Origin of the sequence: Rhizobium album (assembly GCF_003122325.1) — a bacterium.
In the GTDB taxonomy this organism is placed as follows: Bacteria; Pseudomonadota; Alphaproteobacteria; order Rhizobiales; family Rhizobiaceae; genus Metarhizobium; species Metarhizobium album.
Genome location: NZ_QFBC01000019.1, coordinates 108711 through 129144, shown reverse-complemented (window position 1 = coordinate 129144; position 20434 = coordinate 108711). Strand labels below are relative to the sequence as shown.

The window sequence follows — 20434 nt, the reverse complement described above, 5'->3', positions numbered from 1 at the left end:
ATTCCCCTGCCCTTAAAGCTGTGCGGTCCAGTCGAAATCCTGGACATAAAGACCAATCGGGTTGAGGCGGATGATCGCCTCGTCCTGTGGCGCCGTCAGCGCGACGGTCGCGATGCCGCGAAACCGGCGCGTGCCGGTTTCCTTGCCCTTGCGGTCGCGTTCGTATTCGGTCCAGTCGATCTGATAGGTCTGGTTGGAGAGCGCCACGATGTTGTTGACCTCGATCGCGACAGTGGAGGTCTTGGCCTTTTCGAACGGCGAGTTGCCGCGAAACCAAGCATTGATCTTCTGGGTAGAGGGATCCGACGTCCTGAGCAGCGCATAGGTCCGGTCGATGTATTGCTTCTGCACCACCGCGTCGGGCGTGATCGACTTCAGGCTGGTGATGAAGTTGCCGAGTGTCGCGCGGACCACGCGAGCATCGGCATACTCGATCTGCTGAGGGAAGCCTGCCGTTACCGATGTGCCGAGCTTGTCGACCTCGACGATGTAGGGCACGAGCTTGACCTGTGTGCTGAGATACATGGCATAGCTAAAGCCGACCACGGCCATCGAAAGTCCGAGAATGCCAACGATCCGCCAGGCGCGTGCGGCCTGGACATAGGATCCATATCGTTCGGTCCATTCCTGCCGCGCGGCAAGGTAAGGACTGTCGGGCGGCCGGTTTGCTGCCATCGCGTTCTGCCTTTCTGTTGATTATTTGTCGTTGCGTTCGGGCGGCGTTCTGGGTCCGCTTTGTCCCGTGCGGCTCTGGTCGAGCTTGGCGTTGGCGAGCCCCATGATCGAACCGGCATAGGCTCCGGGCGAACCGATGGCCTTTTCTTTGGCGGCCGAGCCGGCGGCCTTTCCAGCCGACCCTATCCCGGCACCCATGCCGCGAAGTGCTGCGCCAGCAACAGAGGATCCGGCCGCTCGCGCGGATTGTGCTGCCGCGGCGCCAGCACCGACGGCACCCGCTGCGAGCGACGCTGCGCCAAGCGCGAATGAAGCGGCCTGCCCACCATGACGGATAGCTTCCATGCCGCCAGAGACAGACGCGCCTTGAACGACCCCCTGGATAATCGTGGGCACGTACATGGAGATGATAAACACGACCACCGATATGCCGGCGATCGCCAATGTGGTGATGAATTGATCAGATTCAGCCGTTGGCGCTTGCGCCAGGCCCAGAAGGACCTCGGATCCGATTTTCGCGATCATGACCAGCGCCATGAGCTTCATGCCGACGCCGAAGGCATAAACGAGATAGCGGACGGCGAAGTCCTTGGTGAAGGACGAGCCTCCCAAACCGAGCATGATCATGCCGGCCAGCAGCCCCACATACATCTCCACCATGACCGCGACGAAAATTGCCGCGACCAAGGAGAAGCATATGACGACGACGCCCATTGCCAGGACTGCGGCAATCGCAAGCGCATTGTCCTCGAACACCCCGAACTTTGCCTGCTCGGACATCTGCGATGCCACCCGGATACCGGCATCGAACACCTCGGCCGGAGAGGCGGATCCGCCGCCCGCGCCAATCTGGTAAAGACTGTTGACGACGTCCCTCGCGAGCGTTGGTCCCTGGGTAAGAACGAAAGCGAAAAAGCCGATGAACATGATCCGTCGGACGAGTTCTGCGAACCAGCTTTCAAGGGATGCGGCCTGTATAGCGAGCCAGACGGCGGCGATGCCAACCTCGATCCCGGCGAGGATCCAGAACAGTGACCTTGCCGCGTCCATGATGGTGGTCTCCCATCCCTTGGCGGCAGCAGAGACCTGGTTCTCGAGCTCTGTCAGAACCTGTCCCTGCTGTGCAAATGCTGGAGTGGCCAGGATCAGGCATGCTACTCCTCCGAATACGAAAGCCCGCTCAAGATTTCGCTTCACCATCTCGGCCGCATCTCCTGACCTTTTTCGATCGGGGGCAGCTCCTTGGCTGTGCCGAAGAATTTCTCGCGGGTGGCGCGTTGCTCTTCGCTCATTCCTGTTGCTGGGGCATTGGCTTGGACGAAATAAAACGTGGCGCCGGAAGCCGCCGCAGCGACCATGACCAGCACCATGGCGATCAGGACCGGACGGCTCACCAGCGTGGCTCCATCTTCTGACCGCTCGGGATCGTGGTAACGTCGGCATTAAAGAATTTCTCTCGCCGGGCCTGCGCGAGATCCTTGTCCGTCTGTTCGGTCTGCAGCCAGGTCCCCATCATCGTCATCTGCTGGGAAACCAAGCCGCGCAGCTTCTGCATCTGGGAAACCTGCTGGGCAGCTATCTGGTGTCCGACCTGAAGCGCCTTCATCTGGCCGTCGGCCGACTCCGACATCGATCGCAGCGAACTCATCGTGCCCTCCTCGGTATCGAACTGATCCGCTGTCAGGCTGGCTGCCTTCAGAGTGCTGCCGATCGTGTCCCGGTTCGTGTCCGACCAGGACTGGTAGGTGTTCGAGAAAGACTCGGCGTTCGGCAGGTTGGTTTTCAAGTCCGCATAGCTCTTGAACCGCTGCTGAAGGACGTCGTCGGCATTGCCCATCGAGAACGAAATGCTTTGCCCTTGGTCGACAATGCTGCGTAGACGGTTGAGATCGCTCTCGACCTGACCCCAGATGTGGTCAGGGAGCTGCGCCGTATTCTGCAGCATATTCTCGTAGATCTTCAGTTGGTTTTGAATCTGTTCCGCGAGCTGCGTGATCTGGGTCAGCTGATTGTCGACCTGCAGACCTGAGCTTTTGAGGAGGTCGATGAGCTGGGCATTGTTGGCAAGCTGCGTCCATTCGGTGGCAGCGCCCGTCGCAGATCCCGCATGGGCTGACGCAATCGGTGAGAGCGCGATTGCCGCGGTTATTGTTGCGACGATCCAGTTACTGGACGTTGAGGTGTGACGTGGCATCGTAAACTCCTCTCGATTCAAGCCAATGGGTAGGCCAGTCCTGGCCGTGTTCCGCCTTCAGCGCGCGGATCCGCTTCAGGTCTTCCTTTCCGGATGCGCCGACGAAGCTCAGCGCTACCGGTCCGAGCGACATGTCGAAAAGCCGCCGTCCGTCTGGTGTGGCGACGTAATATTCGCGCTTGGGGATGGCGCCCGAGACGATCTCGATCTGGCGCTCGTTGAACCCGATCCGCTCGTAAAACTCGCGCGTGCCCGGCTCGCGTGCAGCGCCATTCGGTAGGCAGATCTTTGTCGGGCAGGATTCTTTCAGCACGTCGATGATGCCCGAACGCTCGGCGTCGGAGATCGATTGGGTCGCGAGTACGACAGCGCAATTGGCCTTACGGAGCACCTTCAGCCATTCCCTGATCTTGTCGCGAAACACCGGGTGACCGAGCATCAGCCAGGCTTCGTCGAGGAGGATGAGGCTCGGGGACCCATCTAGCCGCTTCTCGATCCGGTGGAAGAGATAGGTGAGGACCGGCACAAGATTGCGCTCGCCCATGTTCATCAACTGCTCGATCTCGAAGCACTGGAACGCTCGAAGCGTCAGGCCGTCCTCTTCCGCGTCGAGAAGCTGACCCATGGGACCATCGACGGTATAATGATGGAGCGCGTCCTTGATTTCGCGCATCTGCACGCCGCTGACAAAGTCCGAGAGCGACTTTCCGGGCGCTGTCGCCATCAGCCCGATCTGGCGCGAGATCGCATTACGATGGTCGGGCGTGATGGTGACGCCCTGCAAGGCAACGAGCATTTCGATCCACTCAGTCGCCCAGGCCCGATCGCCATCTGTCGAAAGATCGAACAGCGGGCAGAATGCGAGCGCCCTCCCCTCCCCGTTCTGGTCATTGCCGATCTCGTAAAGATCGCCGGCGGCGGCAAGCGTCAGCGGGAGGAGTGAGTTGCCTTTATCGAAGGCGAAGATCTGCGCAAACTCGTACCGACGGAATTGTGCAGCGATCAGCGCGAGCAGCGTCGACTTGCCCGAGCCGGTCGGTCCGAAGATCAGGGTGTGGCCGACATCATCGACATGTAGGTTCAGGCGAAACGGCGTCGACCCCGACGCAACCTGCATCAACGGCGGCGAGTTCGGGGGATAGAATGGGCACGGCGCCACCGGATTGCCCGACCAGACCGAGTTCAGCGGAACGAGGTCCGCCAGATTGCTCGTATTGATCAGTGGCTCACGGATATTGGCGTACCAGTTTCCCGGCAGGCTGCCGAGAAACGCATCCGTCGCGTTCAAGGTCTCGACGCGTGCTCCAAACCCCTCTGCTTGGACCAGCCGACGGATGGCCTCCGCCTTCTCCTGCAGGGCGTCGCGGTCCTCATCGAACAGGACGACGACCGGGGTGTAATAGCCGTAGGCAACAAGTTGGGAGGACGCCTGGGCGATGGCGTCCTCGGTCTCGGCGACCATCGTCATGGCATCCTGATCGACCGATCGGCTTTGCGTCTGGAAGAGCTGATCGAAAAAGGGGCGGACCTTCTGCTGCCATTTCTTTCGTGTGCGTTCGAGCTTCTGGCGCGCCTCTTCCGCATCGAGGAAAATGAAGCGGGACGACCAACGATAAGTCAGTGGCATCAGGTCGAGATTGTTGAGGATGCCGGGCCAGCTCTCTGCCGGCAGCCCGTCGATAGCCACGACAGCGAGAAAGCGGCTCTCGACCTTTGGCGTCAGACCATGCTCCAGCTCCGCGGTCGCCAGCCAGTCGAGATACATCGGGACCTCGGGCAGCCGGACCGGATGGCTCTCCCCCGTAATGCAAAATCGCACGAACTGCAGGAGGTCGTCATAGCGCGCGACCCGCTCCCCTCCTCTTTCGCGGACCTCGCGGGTCTGCATGCGGGCAATCGACAGGGTGTTGGCAAGGTATTGTTCGATTTCCCGGATCGCATTGCGGAACACGAACAGGACAGTGTCTGCATAGGATTTCTTACGGCTCTCCTCGTCCGAATAGATGTACTTGCTGAGCGCCGTCTTCTTCGACTCGAGTGGCCGGTATGTCAGAATGATCGCATGCTTGCTCTCGAAATGCCCCTGCTCGCGCCCGAAATGGGCCCGGCGCTCCGCATCGATCGCGCGGGTGACAGGGTCCGGAAAATAGCACTGGTCCGGTGTGGGATACTCGACCGTTGGCACCCGGATCGCCTCGACTTGGATCATCCACCCCGTCCCCAGTCGTGACAGAATGGAATTGATCTGCCGGGACAGTTCGTTGCGCTCAAGATCGGTGGCGCTTTCGGAGTCTGGACCCGCGAAATACCAGCCGGCCATCAGGCTGCCGTCCTTCAGGAGCAGAACACCGTTGTCGACCAGGCCAGCATAGGGAACGAGATCAGCGAATGAGGGACCGGTCGCGCGGAAACGTTTGAGGGCGGCCATTTTGACTCCTCTAGTATCTTCGCCACGGTGCGGCCGTTGGCCGGTAGTGGGGCTTGTAGGAAATGTGACGGGCATAGACTTGCCGCATCAGCGGGTCGGACTTGGCCATCATGCGAAGCAGGCCAACGATGACGATCCAGACAGCCACACCGAAGAGCGCCGAATAGATCGTCAGCACGACGAAGATAAGGATCACGGCGGCAAGCCCGGTGATCAGCACCAGTTCGCGGTCGGCGCCCATCAGTAGGTTCGGACGCGACAGCGCCCGATGGATGCGATTGCGGTGGAGGCTCATGACGCCCCCCGCCCTTCCGCGTTCGTATCGATCCGTGTGAACTGCTCTGCCGGCACGCCGATCGATGCACCGGTTGCGCCAAAGAGGCCGACGATTGTCGTCGCACCCAGCAGAATGCCGGCGACAAGTACGACATACATTAGCCTGCGGGCGAAATCGTTGAGCTCGCCGCCGAAGATCAGCATACCGCCGGCGATTGCGACGGCTGCCAGCGCGATGTAGCCAGCGACAGGACCAGTGATGGATTCCTGGATCTGCTCGAGCGGCCCTTCCCATGGAAGACTGCCGCCGGAGCTGGCGAAAGCTGGCGATGCAGCGGCGATAATCGAGAAAGCCATCACGGCAAGGGCCAGTAGTGATCTCTTATGCTGCATCTCGGCTCTCCTCTGCATAGGGTTCCGTCTGGTACTGGCCGCCTGCAAAGCGGGTGACGTGAAGGATTTCGCTGATGCGCCGGCCCTTGGCCGTTCGTTCGATCGAGATGATCAGATCGACCGCATCGCCGATCACCGCCTGCATCGGCTGGTGACTGGCCTCGGCGGTCAGCTGCTCAAGGCGCTGAAGTGCGGAGCGGGCGCTGTTTGAGTGGATCGTTGCGACGCCACCGGGGTGTCCGGTGTTCCAGGCCTTGAGCATGGTGAGCGCTGCACCATCGCGGACCTCGCCGACGATGATACGATCAGGGCGAAGGCGCATCGTGCTCTTCAGGAGACGCGACATGTCGACGGCATCGCTTGTGTGCAGGCTGACTGCGTTGTCCGCTGCGCATTGAATCTCGGCTGTGTCTTCCAGGATGACGAGGCGATCGTCGGGAGAGCTCGATACGATCTCCGCAAGGATTGCGTTGGTGAGGGTCGTCTTGCCCGATCCCGTACCACCGGCAACGAGAATGTTGAGTTTTGAGGCGATAGCGCTGCGGATGATCTCGGCATGCTTTGCGGTCATCACCTTGCTCGACACGTAGTCATCCAGGGGGATGAGGCGTGTTGCTCGACGACGGATAGTGAAGGATGGTCCAGAAACTACCGGTGGCAGCAGTCCCTCAAAACGATGCCCGCCGATAGGCAGTTCTCCTGAAACGATCGGCCGATCGTCATCGACTTCCGAGTTCAGAACATGGGCGACGCTTCCGATCACTGTTTCAGCGGCGGAGCGGGTCATCTCTCCAGCTGCGGCCATGCCGTGGCCGAGTCGCTCTATGAACAGACGACCATCCGGATTGAGCATGATCTCGACGACGCTCGGGTCTTCGAGCGCGACGCACAAATGATCTCCCAATGCGTTTTGCAGCTTGCTGACGAGACGTGGGAGTGAGCGGTTTTGGGTACTGAGCATGATCAGGCCGCTTCCTTGTGATGGAGTGAGAAACTTGAGGAATAGGTGCTGGGGCGAAGTCGATCAAAGCTCAGCCAGTCTGCCGGGAGCAGGCCGGCGACGCTCTTCGTCTCGTTGATCTGGGAAGGTGAGCCGAGCCGGCTCAGGGGCCAGCCCGCCCGACGAAGGATGCGCTCAAGTCTGACATCTGTGGCCGTGACGATTTCCCGATAGCCATTGACGACGCTCCACTCGACGATACCGGCGAACATCGCGAGCGTGGCCGAATGCAGGCCTGCCTGCTCCCGCTCGCCGACCGCGTTTGTATCGACGCAGAACCGGGAGCTTTCGATCATCCTATGATGCGTATGGAGCTGTCCCGTTTCCAAGAGTTGGGGGAATACCTTCTCCAGCATTGTCCCGCCAGACGCCGGCAATAGCCGCGCGCATCCGATCACTGCGTCCGAATGGTCAATGCAAAGGACGTATGTCGGGCTTAGCTTGTCGAAGCCGTCCATCTCCAGGCCGGAGGTGCAACGAACTGTCCATGCCAGGCGACCGCGGAAAATGCGGGCGCGGAGCCGGTGCATTTCGTGGATGAGGCGGTGCTCAGTTTCGCTCTTTGGGTTCTTGATGGCGACGACGCGCATCGAGCAAATCTCCCTTGCGTTGGTGACGCAAGGAGGTTTGACGGGGCTAAGGAGTTCGATCTACTGCCAAAAGTGTTAGCGGGTGATTCTAGCTGAGCCTCGACTTTCTTGTGCGCCAGATGCCGCTCAAGCCACGGCATTAACTAGCAAAAGTGTTAGTTGGCCAAATGGCCCGATAGAGCGAGATGAGCCGCAAGAATCTGATATTGTTCGATAAAATGTTGAATGTGAGCGGGAGCAGTATCCTCAGCTTGTGCATGTTAAGGTCTTGTTAACCCTATTTCTCTTGCGGCATGGTTAGAATCGTGGCTTAGCTTGAGACGGTAATAGCGCGTCTGACGCCAATAAACCGTCTGAGAACAGAGGCTAATGTGAACGTGATCGACCGGCACATCCTAAAGGCATCGACTTCTGCCCATATCACACAGCGGGCCGAAGCGCTGTCTGCCCGCTTGCGTGCAGTTGGCGAACGCGCATTCCCGCCGACCGCGCAGAAAACACTTCGGTCGTTCTCGTCAGGCGAAGTCGCGGAGATCGTCGGCGTTTCGGACGGCTACCTGCGCCAACTATCAATCGACGGTCTAGGTCCGACGCCGGATCTTGGAAATGGCGGACGGCGATCCTATTCGCTCGAGCAAATTAACGAGCTGCGGCAGTATCTAGCGAGCGCTCGCCCTAAGGAAGCGACAAGGTTTTTTCCACGTCGGCGTGATGGTGAAAAGCTGCAGGTCATTACGGTTGCCAATTTCAAAGGCGGATCCGCAAAAACCACCACCTCGCTTTATCTAGCTCAAGGGCTTGCGCTGCAGGGTTATCGCGTTTTGGCGATCGATCTCGATCCGCAGGCTTCGCTCTCGGCCATGTTCGGTTATCAGCCCGAGTTCGATGTCGCCGAAAACACCACCCTCTATGGCGCCATTCGTTATGACGATCAGCGCGTCACAATGAAGGACGTTATCCGCCCGACATATTTTACAGGGATCAGCATCGTTCCCGGTAATCTCGAGCTCATGGAGTTTGAGCATCAAACCCCGCGCTTCATGCTGCAAAATCGTGGTCGGCCGGAGGATCTGTTCTTCAGAAGGGTCGCCGGCGCAATCGCCCAGGTCGAAGACGACTTCGACGTTGTCGTCGTAGATTGCCCACCCCAATTGGGCTTTCTAACCATGGGCGCTCTGAACGCCGCGACGGGCATGATCGTCACCGTCCACCCACAAATGGTCGACGTTGCATCAATGAGCCAGTTCCTTCTGATGACCTCGGACCTCGTATCCGTCATCGAGGAGGCCGGTGGCCGTCTTGATTACGACTTCCTGCGTTTTCTCGTGACCCGGCACGATCCTCGCGATGTTCCGGAGCAAGAGATCGTCGGATTGATGCGCGATGTGTTCGGATCGGATGTAATGGCTGCGACCGCTTGGAAATCGACTGCAATCGCCAATGCAGGACTGACCAAGCAATCTCTTTACGAGCTGACGAGAGGTGCCGTTGGCCGGTCCACATACGATCGCGCGATGGAATCGATCAATGCCGTCAACCAGGAGGTTGTCGCGCTTCTAAACGAGGTCTGGCAGCGATGATCTCAACCTCTATCGATAAAATTCAGACACTTAACATGTGGTCAGCTGACTACATCTCGGTTCATGAGACCGGCCGTGATGGGGAGGTCCCTGCGTGAGCAAGCGAACACAATCAATCCGCTCTCTTTTTGCCGGCGGTACCGAAGACGCGCCGGCCGATGAAGCGCGGCAACCCATACAGCGTGTTGCTTCAGGTGCGGTCCGGTCGCTCAAGGACACCTTTTCCGAAGTTGAACGTGATTACGAGGAACTGAAGCAGCAAGTCGCAAGTGGCGCCCTGCCCGTTGAACTCGATCCCGGCTTGCTCGACCCCTCCCCCTTTGCTGACCGCTTCGTCGATCAGGATCTGGCGGCAGTCGAAGCGCTGAAGACTTCGCTGAGCGAACATGGACAAGAAATCCCTATCCTTGTGCGGGTTCATCCCTCTGCGCCTGGCCGCTATCAGATTGCCTATGGTCACCGGCGGGTGCGTGCAGCGTCCGAACTCGGCATTGCGGTCAAAGCCTACGTCCGCGAGCTGGATGACGATCGTCTCGTCGTTGCCCAGGGTGTGGAGAATTCGGCGCGCGAAGACCTGACTTTCATCGAGCGGGCAATGTTTGCCTTGAAGCTCGAGGACGGCGGCATCCAGCGATCGCTGATCCAGACCGCTCTGTCTGTTGACCGCCAAGAAGCCCAGAAGCTCCTGAGTGTCGCTCGCGGTGTGCCTCGTTCGCTGATTGATGCAATCGGGCGTGCGCCAAAGATCGGACGGCCGAGGTGGCTCGATCTTGTCGAGAGCCTCAAGATCGCCGGCGCTGCAAAAAAGGCGCATAAGGCAACGGAAGACAATTCCTTCGCTCACAAGGATTCCGACGATCGCTTTTCGGTCGTGCTGAGGGCTGCGAAGACGGGCGATGTCGGTAACTCGGCAAAGCCGAAAGCCCCGGCTGTCGCAAGATCATCTGATGGCAAGGAAATCGCGACCCTATCGTTGACGGGAAAGCTCTGCAAAATTCAGATTAATCGAGAGCAGGATGAAGCCTTTGCATCATACTTGATGGAAAAGCTTCCTGAACTCTACGCCAAATTTCGGAGCAATGCTCCGTCAACAGAGGACTAAATCGGAAGGCAGTAGCAAAAGAAAAAGGCCCCCAAACGTTGCCGTCATGGAAGCCTCTCTCAAAGGTGTAAGCAACCTGAGAATCGCATTTCCGTGAATCGCAGTCAAGAGTCTTTGGCACCGTTTTGGTGAGCGAATTTCTTTTGCCTTTTGAAAGGTGAAGGAAAATGCAGGTTGGAAATGTCACGACGCCCTTTGGGCGGCGGCCGATGACGCTTGCCTTGGTCAGATCGCAAATGCGAGCTTCGCAGATCGAACCGGGGAAGCAGATAGACAAGTGGAAAATCTTCAGGGACGCTTGCGATGCACGTTCGCTGCTGGGCCTACGTGACCGAGCGCTCGCTGTTCTCAATGCGCTTTTGACTTTTTACCCAGAGGCGTCGTTGAGTGACGAGAGCAATCTGATTGTCTTTCCCTCGAATGCCCAGCTAACGGCTCGGGCAAACGGGATCGCTGGTTCAACCTTGCGAGAAAACCTCGCGCATCTCGTTGAGGCAGGCCTTATCCAGCGCTGTGATAGCCCCAATGGGAAGCGCTATGCCCGGAAAGGAACTGACGGCGCCATTGAGACAGCATACGGCTTTAGTCTTTCGCCGCTTCTCGCACGCTCTGAGGAGCTCGCCCTACTGGCCCAGCAAGTCGCGGCGACCCAGCGGCATCTGAAGTTTGTGAAAGAGCGCATAACGATCGCGAGACGAGACGTCCGTAAGCTGCTTTCGGCGGCGATCGAGGACGGGGTGTCGGGCAACTGGGAGACGGTCGAATCGCTTTACGTCGCCCTCATGGCCCGTCTGCGGGCGGCAAAGACCACCGAAGCCTTCGAAGGATTGCTGGAGGAACTCGAGCTGTTACGAGAAGAAGTAATCAACCAGTTGGAAACCCTGATAATTACAGAAAAAACCGACACCAATGATGCCGATATCCGGCAGCACATACAGAATTCAAATACCGAATCTATCATTGAACTTGAACCTAGCTCCAGAAACGAGCTGGGCGAGAAGCCGAGGCCGGATATTGAACGTAAGATCGAGCCGATAAAGGCTTTCCCATTGGGCATGGTTCTTCGTGCATGCCCGGAGATCGCGATGTATGGCCCGGGAGGCAATATCGAGAGCTGGCGCGATCTGATGTTCGCCGCCGTGGTGGTGCGATCTATGCTCGGGGTGAGCCCGTCAGCCTACCAGGACGCTTGCGAGGTCATGGGGCCTGAGAATGCCGCCGCCACGATGGCAGCAATCCTTGAGAGGGTGGGCCATATTTCATCTCCTGGCGGCTATCTGAGGGATCTGACGGGGAAGGCGCGCCGCGGCGAATTCTCGCTAGGTCCCGTTCTGATGGCGTTGCTTCGCGCAAGCGGGCAGGAGGCGAAGCGGGCTTGAAGGGCGGGTGTAACTTCGCTTGAACGTTTGTCTATTTCGGAGTGTGTAGTCAGCTGACTACGGGTTAAGTGATTGAGTTTCCTTACGTGTCGCCTTAGCCAGTGTGGTGCCAAGCGATATGTCCAGTTACTGCAGGGAAGGAGCTATGATTTGATGCGAGAAACGATGGATATCCAGTTGGAGGATCTACCGAACTTGGCTGATCGCCTCGAACGTGTCCGTGGTATGGCGTTGGAGGTCGAGCGACTCCCTGACGAGACTTACGCTCCAATTGGAAGCTTTCTTGCCCCCGTAGAATGGTTCTCTCTCGCGGCCGTTGTGAAAACCACCTCAAACGCGCATGCTTTTGGGCTCCTGGTAGAGAGCCGGAACACGATTGCGGCATCAGCTCTGATAAGGATGCAGATCGAAACGGCCATGCGAATGTTCGGTTTGACGCTTGTCGAGGACGTGGAAGAGGCCGGAGCCATGCTGATGAACGGTGAAAAGTACTCGGCACTGCGGATGCGAGACGGTCGCACGAGGCTGGTAGACAAGCTCCTGCACCAAGAGCTCGCGAAGCTCTATGCCTGGGTATCCGAGGCTTATGAAGATGCTTCGGCTTTTGTGCATTTGGATCGAGTAAACATCGGGTTCAAAGTTACATGGCTCGACAGTGGTGGCTATTACAACCTCAACGGCATCGATCGTAATCGGCCGGATGAGCAGTACCACCATCTCGTCGATACTTTTTACATCGCACTACGAATGACGCGAGATTTACTCCGCGATTTTCTCCAAACTCGCCCACAGCCGGCAGAGCGTCAAGCCGCGTTGGAAAAGTTCAGAGCCGAGGGGCGGACTTTGGGCGGTGGCCAGGTAACGTCGGTCAGGCCTACGATCGGCTGATCTGACGATACCAGAAACAAAAATCTCTCTCAGATCTCTTCAAGTTTGCCATCCAACAGGATGATATTGAGCCTCCTGACGCAGCTCGCGCGCATGTACTCTAGGTCTTCAACCAACTGTGGGTCGCGAATTTCTAGGTAGTTCGAATGCTGAACAATCAATTTCTCCTTAATTGCCTCCATCATTTTGATCTTGAGCGTTTGCAAATCGCTCTCAAGGCCCTTGAGTTCTGCCTTCCAAGCTGAGTTGGAGAGGCTGCGCCAACCGCCTATTGCTTTCTGGATGACGTGCTTGCTTTTGCGATCGACGAGTTCCCCAGTTCGCAACGCCATATGGGTGTCCTTGATCGCCTGTAGGAGGTCGTCGGCATTCTCGCTATACAAAGGGTCACTGAATGCGGGTCTGTGAAATGCAGTCGCGATCAAGCTTAGAATGAGCTCGTCTTGTTCGGACGAGCTGCGAATGTGTATCACCTTGTCATAATACCACCGCTGAAGATCGGGAAAGAGGTTAAGCCAAGAGACGTAGTCGTCCCAAAACCACGCTTGGACCCGAACTCCGACGCCGCGTTTCTCAAAAGCCTCGGTCAGGTTGCGAGCACTCTTTTGAATTCTAGCGTCTCGCTTTGCGGTTGTTGCAAGAACCCACGTATTGAGCGTAGGCCTGAAATTCAGCGCTATTTCGGCCTCTTCCTTAAGCATCGCAGGTGAGATTACCGCGTTTGCGAGGAGATTGTTGTTATCATCCCGGATAGAGAGTCGTTTGCATTGAACGCCGAGGTGGCCCACGGCTTGTGTCCTTGCATAGATGTCAACACCGTCTTGGGCTTGACCCGAGCGGCCTATCATCGACGATTGAGTGTTGTAGAGTTGATCCACCAATCCCCGTGTGAGCTCTTCAAATTGCTGCCAATCCAAAGGCGGCTGAAAAAACTGACTTAACTGCCCCAACCTGCGTCCCTCAAAATGCGGCTCGCCGCCCTAAAGCAGGCGGGCTGCGCGCCCACTCCGCCGTGCGGCACTATTGTAGTAGCTGGAGGCCTGTTGAACAGACCGGTGACGCGACTGCTCCATCGCCTCGGGGAGGGGGATACCGCGGTTGGCAGCCTCAGTCAGATATCCCGACCGCAACCCGTGCGCCGAAAACTCCCCAGCCACCAACCCCGCCATTTCCACCCGCTGTTTCAAGATCGCATTGACCGACTGCGGATCCAGCGAGCGCTTCGAGACCGTGCCCCAACGCCCGATCCCCCGAAACACGCTGCCGCTCTCGATCTTGGCCGCGGCGATCCAGTCGTTCAGCGCATCCACCGGTCGCCCGGTCAGATAGACGACATCATCCTGTTCGCCGTTGGTCGTCTTGGTCCGGCCGAGATGGATGGCGAGAGAGGGGAGGGGAGGGCCGTCGGCCACCTCGATCGGCGGCTCTGCCGTCAGTTGCTCGACGCGCAATCCGGCGATCTCGCTGCGCCGGCGGCCGCCGGAGGCAAAGGCCACCATCAGGAGCGCCCGATCCCGCAGATCGCGGAGACTGTCGGTCGAGCACGTCGCCAGCAATTTGGCCAACACATCGCCGGTGACCGCCTTGGCGCTCTTCCGGTGACGCTTCCGCGGCGTGGCGCGCACGGCGAGCCGAATGGCGGATTTGAGAGGAGGGGAGGCGAAGGCGCCATCGAGCCCACGCCATTTCGTCAGTGTCGACCAGTTGGCCAGCCGCCGTCGCACGGTGGCTGGCGCATGCGGACCGGTCGATTTGAGGAAACCTTGGGCGCGCAGATTGTCATCGACCTCGGCCGGCATGCCGTGATCGGGATCGCTGATGCGTTTCTGTGGATCCCACAGATGCTGTGCGACGAATTTTAACAGCAGCGCCTCGGGCGCCGGCCAGGGCAGGGACCGCTTTGTCGCCGCCAGCGCCCAGGCTTCGAGATAGGCGAGGTCGGAGGTGATGGCGCGTAAAGTGTTGGCGCCCATGCCCTCGTTGACGAGATGGCGCAGCGTTTCGATATCGTGATCGGTGAGCAGCTCGGCCAGCTCATCGCGGCGGTCGATCGGCAGCACCGATGCAATCGTGTCGAGCTCGACGGCGCGGCGCTCGATTCCGGAAAGGCTGGCAGCTTTTCTGGCGGAAACCATCAGGCGGTCTCTGCCTGTGGCCGCCAGCGCGCGATAATCTGCTCGATCTCGCCGCGATAGTCATGGGGGTAGTGAAGGTCCTCCTCGCGGGCCAGCCAGGTGAAGACGGTCGCCATATCCTCGGCGACCTCACTATCGACATTGGCGAGATCCGTGAGATCGAAGCCGCCATGCTCGCCGGCGTTCCACCAGGCGAGAATGAAGTTGGCGACGCGCCGGCCCTGGCCGGTGTCACCGTTAGCGACGTTGAGGAGCTTTTCGAGGGCGAAGCGGACGCGATCTTCCATGGGATTGACCCTTTGCGGACGGTGGATTGCGCGACGATAGAGTGATTTGCGACTCCTGTCGATCTACCATCGATAAGGGTTACTTATCGATGGTTATAACCCAACTCAAGACCGTACCATGTGAGGAACATTAATATTAGACTAGAGTTCCTTTAGTAAGTCATTTACCATGATTTCAATGGCTTACGATCTCTCGAAAATAAGCATTTCAGCCCTGATGCGGCCGGCGTTCGACGCCGGCATCGCGCTCACTCGTCTCGACGAGCGGATTGCACGCTCGCCGGTCGGCGCGGGCTTTCTCGAACGCCAGAATTTCGCCGACGCCTGCGCATCGCTGTGGATCGACGGCGAACTGGTCCATCTCGAGGACCTCGTCCTCCACGACGCCTTTCGCGATACCCGCACGCCCACCCACGAACTCACCATCGCTCGCGACGTTCTTCGCACGCGCCGGCGTATTGCCGCGCAGTCGCCGGACTGGGCGTTGTCGGCCGAAGGCATTCGGGCGTTGCGAAAAACAGCGGACGTCACTCCAGTCGGCGTTGATGCGGTTGGGTCCGCTGGCGCCATCCGGCCCGCAGTCGCGGCAGATGCGGAAGGGGAGGGGTGGGACATCGACGAAGCCGACGGGCTTCCCGGCGTCGACTATGACGCCATCGATGCGCTGCTCGCGCGATCGGACGCTGCGATCGAACAAGCCAGGAAGCCCGGACGGGCTTCGGCGGATGCTCGGGAACGAGACCCTCTCGTCTATGATCTCGACTGGGACGAGGATGCCCGGCTCGACGAATGGCGCGGCGCGATGCGTCAGTCCGAAAATTTGCCGGCAGCGCTGCAGGCGATCGTCGCCCTCGATGCCTGGAACGAGCTGGCCGTCCTTCAGCACGCGCCCTGGCTTGGCAGATTGTTCGCCGCCTCGATTTTGCGGGAGGCCGGCATTACGTCAGGCGCGCATTTGGCGGCCTTCAACCTCGGCCTGAAAACCATTCCCGTCGATCGACGCCGTCATCGTGATCGGGAAACCCGGTTGCTCGCCATTGTTCATGGTCTGATCGCGACCACCGAGATCGGGATGAAAGAACATGACAGGCTGATGCTGGCGAAGACGATGATGGACCGAAAGTTGGAAGGACGGCGGACGTCGTCAAAACTGCCGGAGCTGGTTGAGCTGGTCATGGCGAAACCACTGGTGTCGGCCGGGATGGTGGCGAAGATGCTGGACGTCACTCCGCAGGCGGCGCGGCGGATCGTTTTGGAACTTGGCCTCAGGGAGATGACGGGCAGGGGGAGGTTTCGGGCATGGGGTATCCTGTAAGGTCAACGCCAGTCGCGCTGGCTACATCAGCTCCGGGCGCAAGGCCAATGCCATGGTGACGGGGCAGCGATTACATTACTGCGGCTCTGGCGCCGTACGCATGTCTATCCAGAAATGGGTGAGCTGATAGGGCGATACTCCCTGTGTTCTGGCCAGCGTATGCCTGATTTCGGACAGGTCCCCAACTTGCCAACCCGCAGCTGGGGTAGGAACCGCGGCGATCGAATTCACCACTACAGCAGCATCAACCTCGTCATGAATTTCCGGCAACTCCATGGACAAAACATAACCTATCATGGCACCTCCGACCGCGTCCTTGCCATACAGATGACTTGGATCGACGAAACGCCGGACTCCATGTTCAGCGTAGTTTGAATTGAAGTTCCAGTCGGCCCTGGTCGGTGTACCAAGTTTTTTGCATTCAATGACATAGGTGCAAACGGACCTCTCAGGGTCGGCAGCCTCATGGTCGATGTAGTTCCACTGGAAGTCTGGAATTTTCTTCGTTCTCGGATCCCGTTCGTCATCGTCGCGCGAGGGCGTGTTCTGTGCTTCCGGAACAGGAGGCATCGAGAATGCTTGTTCTGGCGTAACGCGGTAGATTTCCTTGTTCGCACGCAGGATGCGAAAATAGAGTTCTCGGTTCAGATAGGTTTCATTCCCGCTCAGCCCGTCGTCGCGAAGTTGTCGCAGCGCGATGCGAAGGATCGCTTCAACCTTTGCGACATGCGAGGTCCAAGCTGCAGCGCTATCAATGTGAATATTCATTGTAGATTTTGCCCGGCACGGAGAAAGCTCACGTTTACTGCCTCCGCGTCTTCGCGCGCGCGTGTGGCGGTCCAATTTCGTTGCTTGTTTGATTTCACGATCATGAACCCGCTATTGTCCGAGATTCTTATTGGCCGATTGTCGAAGAATGACCGGTGATCGTCCTGCGCTTGTTTCGGGCGCATCCTCTCTAAGACGCTTTCCCAAGCAGGATCGCTTTGAAGGCCTTGTGGATGCTTTTGGGTAGCGCCTGTGACATTGAACCGGATTCCGACGATATCAAAAGTCTCCGGTCCCGTGATCGACCAAGACAGTCTGATAGGTTTGCTCAAACGCTGGGAAAGCTCCTCAGCGAAAGCGGAAATGTAGCGCGAGAAAGCGCCTGCTCCCGAGTCAGGACCGATCGTCGTCGACGACCCAATCTCAGGTCTCTCTAGCCCCAAGAGCGCGGTTGAGTCAGGACCTTTCCAGAAGAAATCGTGTTCGTTCTTCCAGAAGTCGTCAATAAGGTTGCGCTCCGGCTCACTGAGCTCGAAGAGATCATAGACCGCCCTGTCGAGCTCTTGGCGCACTTCAGTGAGCATCTCCAATTGCTCTTCCGCGCTTGGAACGCTCGGATCTGTTAACTCGTTGTTCTTGAGCTCGAACTCTTGGAGGAAGGTAACTGATTTTGCGATTGTTTCTGCGGCTGCTTCGAATTCCGCCTTCGGCATTCCCCACGAGGCTTCGAGTCGAAGGGGCATGCTCAAGATATCCTCCCCAGTTACCTTGTCGAACCAGCCGCCCCAAGATCCCGCCGTCATGAAGAGACGGTAGCGACCGAGCGACGACCAGAACACGCCGATTGCGATCTTTCCGTCTCTCTCTTTCCACCCGTCGAGAGGAACGCAGTAGACCGTGTGGCGGAACGAAAACGGTGCGGTCTCAAGGCGGCTGACTGTACCTTGCGGCTCAGAAATACCGGTCTTCGTCAACAATCGCATACCACGATAGAGTCGTTCGTCAGGCTGGCGGCCAACACCTTTCGGCGGATCACCGAACCAATTCTCCTTCGATGGACCAAACGGTTCTATCGCTCTGCTCGAGAGCTCTCGTAGAGTCGCGAGATCTCCTCGCGCGGGCTTAGATCCCTTCTGCCAGCCATAGCCGGGCAGGCACCCATCCTTGTTGAGGAAATCGGATAGCGGCCTCTCCATACCAAGGCGGCCGATGAGAGCAGCATCGCGATGATTTCCCCACCAATAAGTCTTCCAGAGATAATCAAAGGCCTCAAGGTCTGTCTGTCTTACGAAGTGGCGCTCCATCTGCATCAGTCCGATGGTCCGCGTCTTTTCGACGAGGCTTGTCCGGCGCGCGCTCCAATAGGATACCATGCCGCTTCGAGACGTTTCCTCACGTGCACTGTAGTGCAGGAACATGAAGGGCGCCGTTGCCTCCGCAAAAAGCAGCCGCCTGACATGCGTATAGTTTACGACTTCATGAACATTTACTTGTCCGAGAAATTGACGGCGAAACGCCCGGCTTGTGTCGCGCGCGTTCCATAGAACCTTCGCGCTCACGAGGAGCCCACATCGACCTTTGGGCTTCAGCAATGACAGGCAGCGATAGAGGAAGAGCTGCGAATAGCTCTTGTCTCCGATAAGGTAGCCATATCGCTGGGCCCAAAGCAGAGCCACTCTGGCGGCCCCCCCCTTCTTCCGAAGGGCTTCCTTGCCGTCTTCGATGACATAGTCGGCTGCCTCCTGCCACGGCGGGTTGCCGACGATGACGTCGAACGAATTAGGTCGAAGATCTAAAGTCCCGGCCGCGAGGAGTTCGACAACATCTGCCTTGCCGGCATACCGCTTCCGCAGATTGTTGAACGCATCGATCTCTTCTCGCTCGTGCGCCATTAGATCGAATGCGTTCGCCACCAGAACCGTTCCGAAATGAAGATCATCGCGGACGGCGCCACCAATCAGGTGAGGCATCGGTCCGGCAGCCAGAATGTCGGACGGGTCCTGACTATCTAGCAAGGCCAAGTATAAGCTGAAGGCTGCGACGCGCGCTGCTTCCTGCCGCAGTTCGACCCCACAGATCTGATTCTGCAATATCAAGCGTAGCTCGCTTGAGGTGAGCTTCCGCTGCCGGCTGGAGACCTCGAAGCGGACCATGCGCTTGAAAGCTTCGACCAGAAAAATTCCGGAACCGCAAGCCGGATCGAGGATCCTCGGCCGCGTCTCAAGCACCGACACAGGCAAAAGGCGATCTAGAACGTCCTGAACGAGTGTGATCGGAGTAAAATGGGTGTTGTCGTCAAGCGCGCCTGCCGTCTGTTCTTCGAGCGGCACCGCATGGTAAAATTCTTCATAGATGCTGCTGATCAGCGAAAGCGGGACGATTTCGAAATCATAGGCCCAGAAAAACAGCTCCGGCTGCTCCTTATCGGTATCGCCAAGCAGAAATTTTCGCATTTCCAGCAAATGTTCGGTTTTGAAGGAATTTCCTTTTTCGCCGATCGCGAAAAGATCGCCGTTGAAATCCTTTGCCAGACGATCGAAGAAAGCCAGCGTAAATTTAGCATCAAGCAGTACGCGGTCAAAAAGACGATCACGGGCAGTGGCGCCGAAAACCGGCCTCTCAGGCGGCGTCGACAGAAGCCTCAACCACTCGGAATTTTCGCCAGCAACCTGACGGAAATATTTTCCGCCAATAATTTGCCGATCCTCGAGATAGCGAATGAGAATGCTGCGCCCGATCAATGAATGTGCCGCCGACGCCGCCATCCCCGACGAAATCAGGGCTTGCCGCACCCGTTTCAGGTCATTGACCAGACGAATGTCGGCCCGCCCGGTTTGCGAACGCTCGGCGCCGGCTGCTAGCTTCTCGATTATTCCGGCGGGGGAAAGACCACCGAGGGCCTCATCAACCTGATCAAGCCGTTCAAAGATTATTAGGGGATCAAGTGCGGCTATTTCGGACTGTAATGGCGGCGTCGTTAGAGCGTAGACGTGGAGAGCGTTCGGAAGTGCCAGAAAGAGGCAGAACGGCCCTGACATACACCATGCACGACGGTAGGCCTCGTAGATAAGATCATCGTCTAGCGGACCTGCAATCGACGAGAAGATGAAAACAGGATCATTCTGGACGAAGAGCAACATTTCTGCGCCCAGACGAGAAGCCAAGGTCGTCCATTCGCCGATATCCGTCCATCTGCCGGGCTCGTCGCCAGGCATGGGGACGGAGGTTGCCGGAATTAGGCCGTTGGCTGCGCCACCGAAAAGCGAATAGACCTTGTCCAGAAGTTGCCGACCCGAGATCTGTATGCTCACGGTTCTAGCTCGCCAAGACTAGGGCGCAACCACATGCATGTCGAAGGTATAAAACTCCGGCCAAATCGCGCTCCTGTCCATGCGAATCATCCCCTCGGGAAGATATCAAACAT

The 20434-nt window shown here is 58.1% G+C and carries 19 protein-coding genes; 5 read left to right on the top strand and 14 right to left on the bottom strand.

Features of this window, described 5'->3' with window-relative positions:
• Positions 1-12 precede the first annotated feature (12 nt).
• From DEM27_RS28415 to traI, 9 genes are read right to left on the bottom strand one after another with little or no spacing between them, the layout of a single operon-like run.
• Entirely contained in the window at positions 13-675 is a 663-nt protein-coding gene (locus tag DEM27_RS28415) for a conjugal transfer protein TrbF (RefSeq protein ID WP_109461622.1), read from the bottom strand.
• A gap of 21 nt (positions 676-696) precedes the next feature.
• Positions 697-1875 carry a P-type conjugative transfer protein TrbL gene (trbL, locus tag DEM27_RS28410; RefSeq protein WP_109461621.1) on the bottom strand — a complete coding sequence of 393 codons (1179 nt, stop codon included), beginning with the start codon at positions 1873-1875 and terminating at the stop codon, positions 697-699.
• The gene (gene trbK / locus DEM27_RS28405) at positions 1869-2069 is read right to left on the bottom strand and encodes an entry exclusion protein TrbK (RefSeq protein WP_109461620.1); all 201 of its coding nucleotides are present in this window, start codon (positions 2067-2069) and stop codon (positions 1869-1871) included. Before trbK ends, trbL begins: the two co-directional genes overlap by 7 nt.
• On the bottom strand, positions 2066-2869 hold the full coding sequence (gene trbJ / locus DEM27_RS28400) for a P-type conjugative transfer protein TrbJ (protein ID WP_109461619.1): 804 nt from the start codon (positions 2867-2869) through the stop codon (positions 2066-2068). Before trbJ ends, trbK begins: the two co-directional genes overlap by 4 nt.
• A complete protein-coding gene (locus tag DEM27_RS28395; protein ID WP_109461618.1) occupies positions 2841-5297 on the bottom strand; it encodes a conjugal transfer protein TrbE in 2457 nt (818 codons plus the stop codon). The genes trbJ and DEM27_RS28395 overlap by 29 nt, the downstream gene beginning before the upstream one ends.
• Before the next feature lie 10 nt (positions 5298-5307).
• Positions 5308-5592 (bottom strand): conjugal transfer protein TrbD, encoded by a 285-nt coding sequence (locus tag DEM27_RS28390; RefSeq protein ID WP_064334281.1) that lies wholly within the window; start codon positions 5590-5592, stop codon positions 5308-5310.
• Complete coding sequence (locus DEM27_RS28385) at positions 5589-5966, bottom strand: TrbC/VirB2 family protein (RefSeq protein WP_109461617.1); 378 nt, start codon at positions 5964-5966, stop codon at positions 5589-5591. The genes DEM27_RS28390 and DEM27_RS28385 overlap by 4 nt, the downstream gene beginning before the upstream one ends.
• Positions 5956-6927 (bottom strand): P-type conjugative transfer ATPase TrbB, encoded by a 972-nt coding sequence (trbB, locus tag DEM27_RS28380; protein WP_109461616.1) that lies wholly within the window; start codon positions 6925-6927, stop codon positions 5956-5958. Before trbB ends, DEM27_RS28385 begins: the two co-directional genes overlap by 11 nt.
• A gap of 2 nt (positions 6928-6929) precedes the next feature.
• Positions 6930-7556 carry an acyl-homoserine-lactone synthase gene (traI, locus tag DEM27_RS28375; protein WP_109461615.1) on the bottom strand — a complete coding sequence of 209 codons (627 nt, stop codon included), beginning with the start codon at positions 7554-7556 and terminating at the stop codon, positions 6930-6932.
• A 371-nt stretch (positions 7557-7927) separates the two neighbouring features.
• On the opposite strand from traI, the gene repA reads away from it, so the two are divergent.
• The 4 genes from repA to DEM27_RS28355 all read left to right on the top strand — a co-directional run bounded on the left by repA (position 7928) and on the right by DEM27_RS28355 (position 12505).
• Positions 7928-9136 (top strand): plasmid partitioning protein RepA, encoded by a 1209-nt coding sequence (repA, locus tag DEM27_RS28370; RefSeq protein WP_165823652.1) that lies wholly within the window; start codon positions 7928-7930, stop codon positions 9134-9136.
• Between the two features lie 94 nt (positions 9137-9230).
• Positions 9231-10238 carry a plasmid partitioning protein RepB gene (gene repB, locus DEM27_RS28365; RefSeq protein ID WP_109461614.1) on the top strand — a complete coding sequence of 336 codons (1008 nt, stop codon included), beginning with the start codon at positions 9231-9233 and terminating at the stop codon, positions 10236-10238.
• A gap of 167 nt (positions 10239-10405) precedes the next feature.
• On the top strand, positions 10406-11617 hold the full coding sequence (gene repC, locus DEM27_RS28360) for a plasmid replication protein RepC (RefSeq protein ID WP_109461613.1): 1212 nt from the start codon (positions 10406-10408) through the stop codon (positions 11615-11617).
• Positions 11618-11770: 153 nt separating this feature from the next.
• Positions 11771-12505 carry a hypothetical protein gene (locus DEM27_RS28355; protein WP_128755582.1) on the top strand — a complete coding sequence of 245 codons (735 nt, stop codon included), beginning with the start codon at positions 11771-11773 and terminating at the stop codon, positions 12503-12505.
• A 29-nt stretch (positions 12506-12534) separates the two neighbouring features.
• Here the strand turns inward: DEM27_RS28355 and DEM27_RS28350 are convergent, their stop codons facing one another.
• The 3 genes from DEM27_RS28350 to DEM27_RS28340 are packed head-to-tail and all read right to left on the bottom strand — an operon-like array spanning position 12535 to position 14927.
• Entirely contained in the window at positions 12535-13455 is a 921-nt protein-coding gene (locus DEM27_RS28350) for a hypothetical protein (protein ID WP_109461611.1), read from the bottom strand.
• A 30-nt stretch (positions 13456-13485) separates the two neighbouring features.
• Complete coding sequence (locus DEM27_RS28345; protein WP_109461610.1) at positions 13486-14640, bottom strand: site-specific integrase; 1155 nt, start codon at positions 14638-14640, stop codon at positions 13486-13488.
• The gene (locus DEM27_RS28340) at positions 14640-14927 is read right to left on the bottom strand and encodes a DUF7673 family protein (protein ID WP_109461609.1); all 288 of its coding nucleotides are present in this window, start codon (positions 14925-14927) and stop codon (positions 14640-14642) included. The genes DEM27_RS28345 and DEM27_RS28340 overlap by 1 nt, the downstream gene beginning before the upstream one ends.
• Before the next feature lie 169 nt (positions 14928-15096).
• Here DEM27_RS28340 and DEM27_RS28335 point away from each other — a divergent pair, with 169 nt between their 5' ends.
• Positions 15097-16242, top strand: a complete 1146-nt coding sequence (locus tag DEM27_RS28335) for an RHE_PE00001 family protein (protein ID WP_165823650.1) — start codon at positions 15097-15099, stop codon at positions 16240-16242.
• Positions 16243-16317: 75 nt separating this feature from the next.
• On the opposite strand, the gene DEM27_RS28330 is transcribed toward DEM27_RS28335, so the two are convergent.
• Entirely contained in the window at positions 16318-17010 is a 693-nt protein-coding gene (locus DEM27_RS28330; protein WP_109461607.1) for a hypothetical protein, read from the bottom strand.
• Positions 17007-20321 (bottom strand): HsdM family class I SAM-dependent methyltransferase, encoded by a 3315-nt coding sequence (locus DEM27_RS28325; protein ID WP_109461606.1) that lies wholly within the window; start codon positions 20319-20321, stop codon positions 17007-17009. Before DEM27_RS28325 ends, DEM27_RS28330 begins: the two co-directional genes overlap by 4 nt.
• Positions 20322-20434 lie beyond the last annotated feature (113 nt).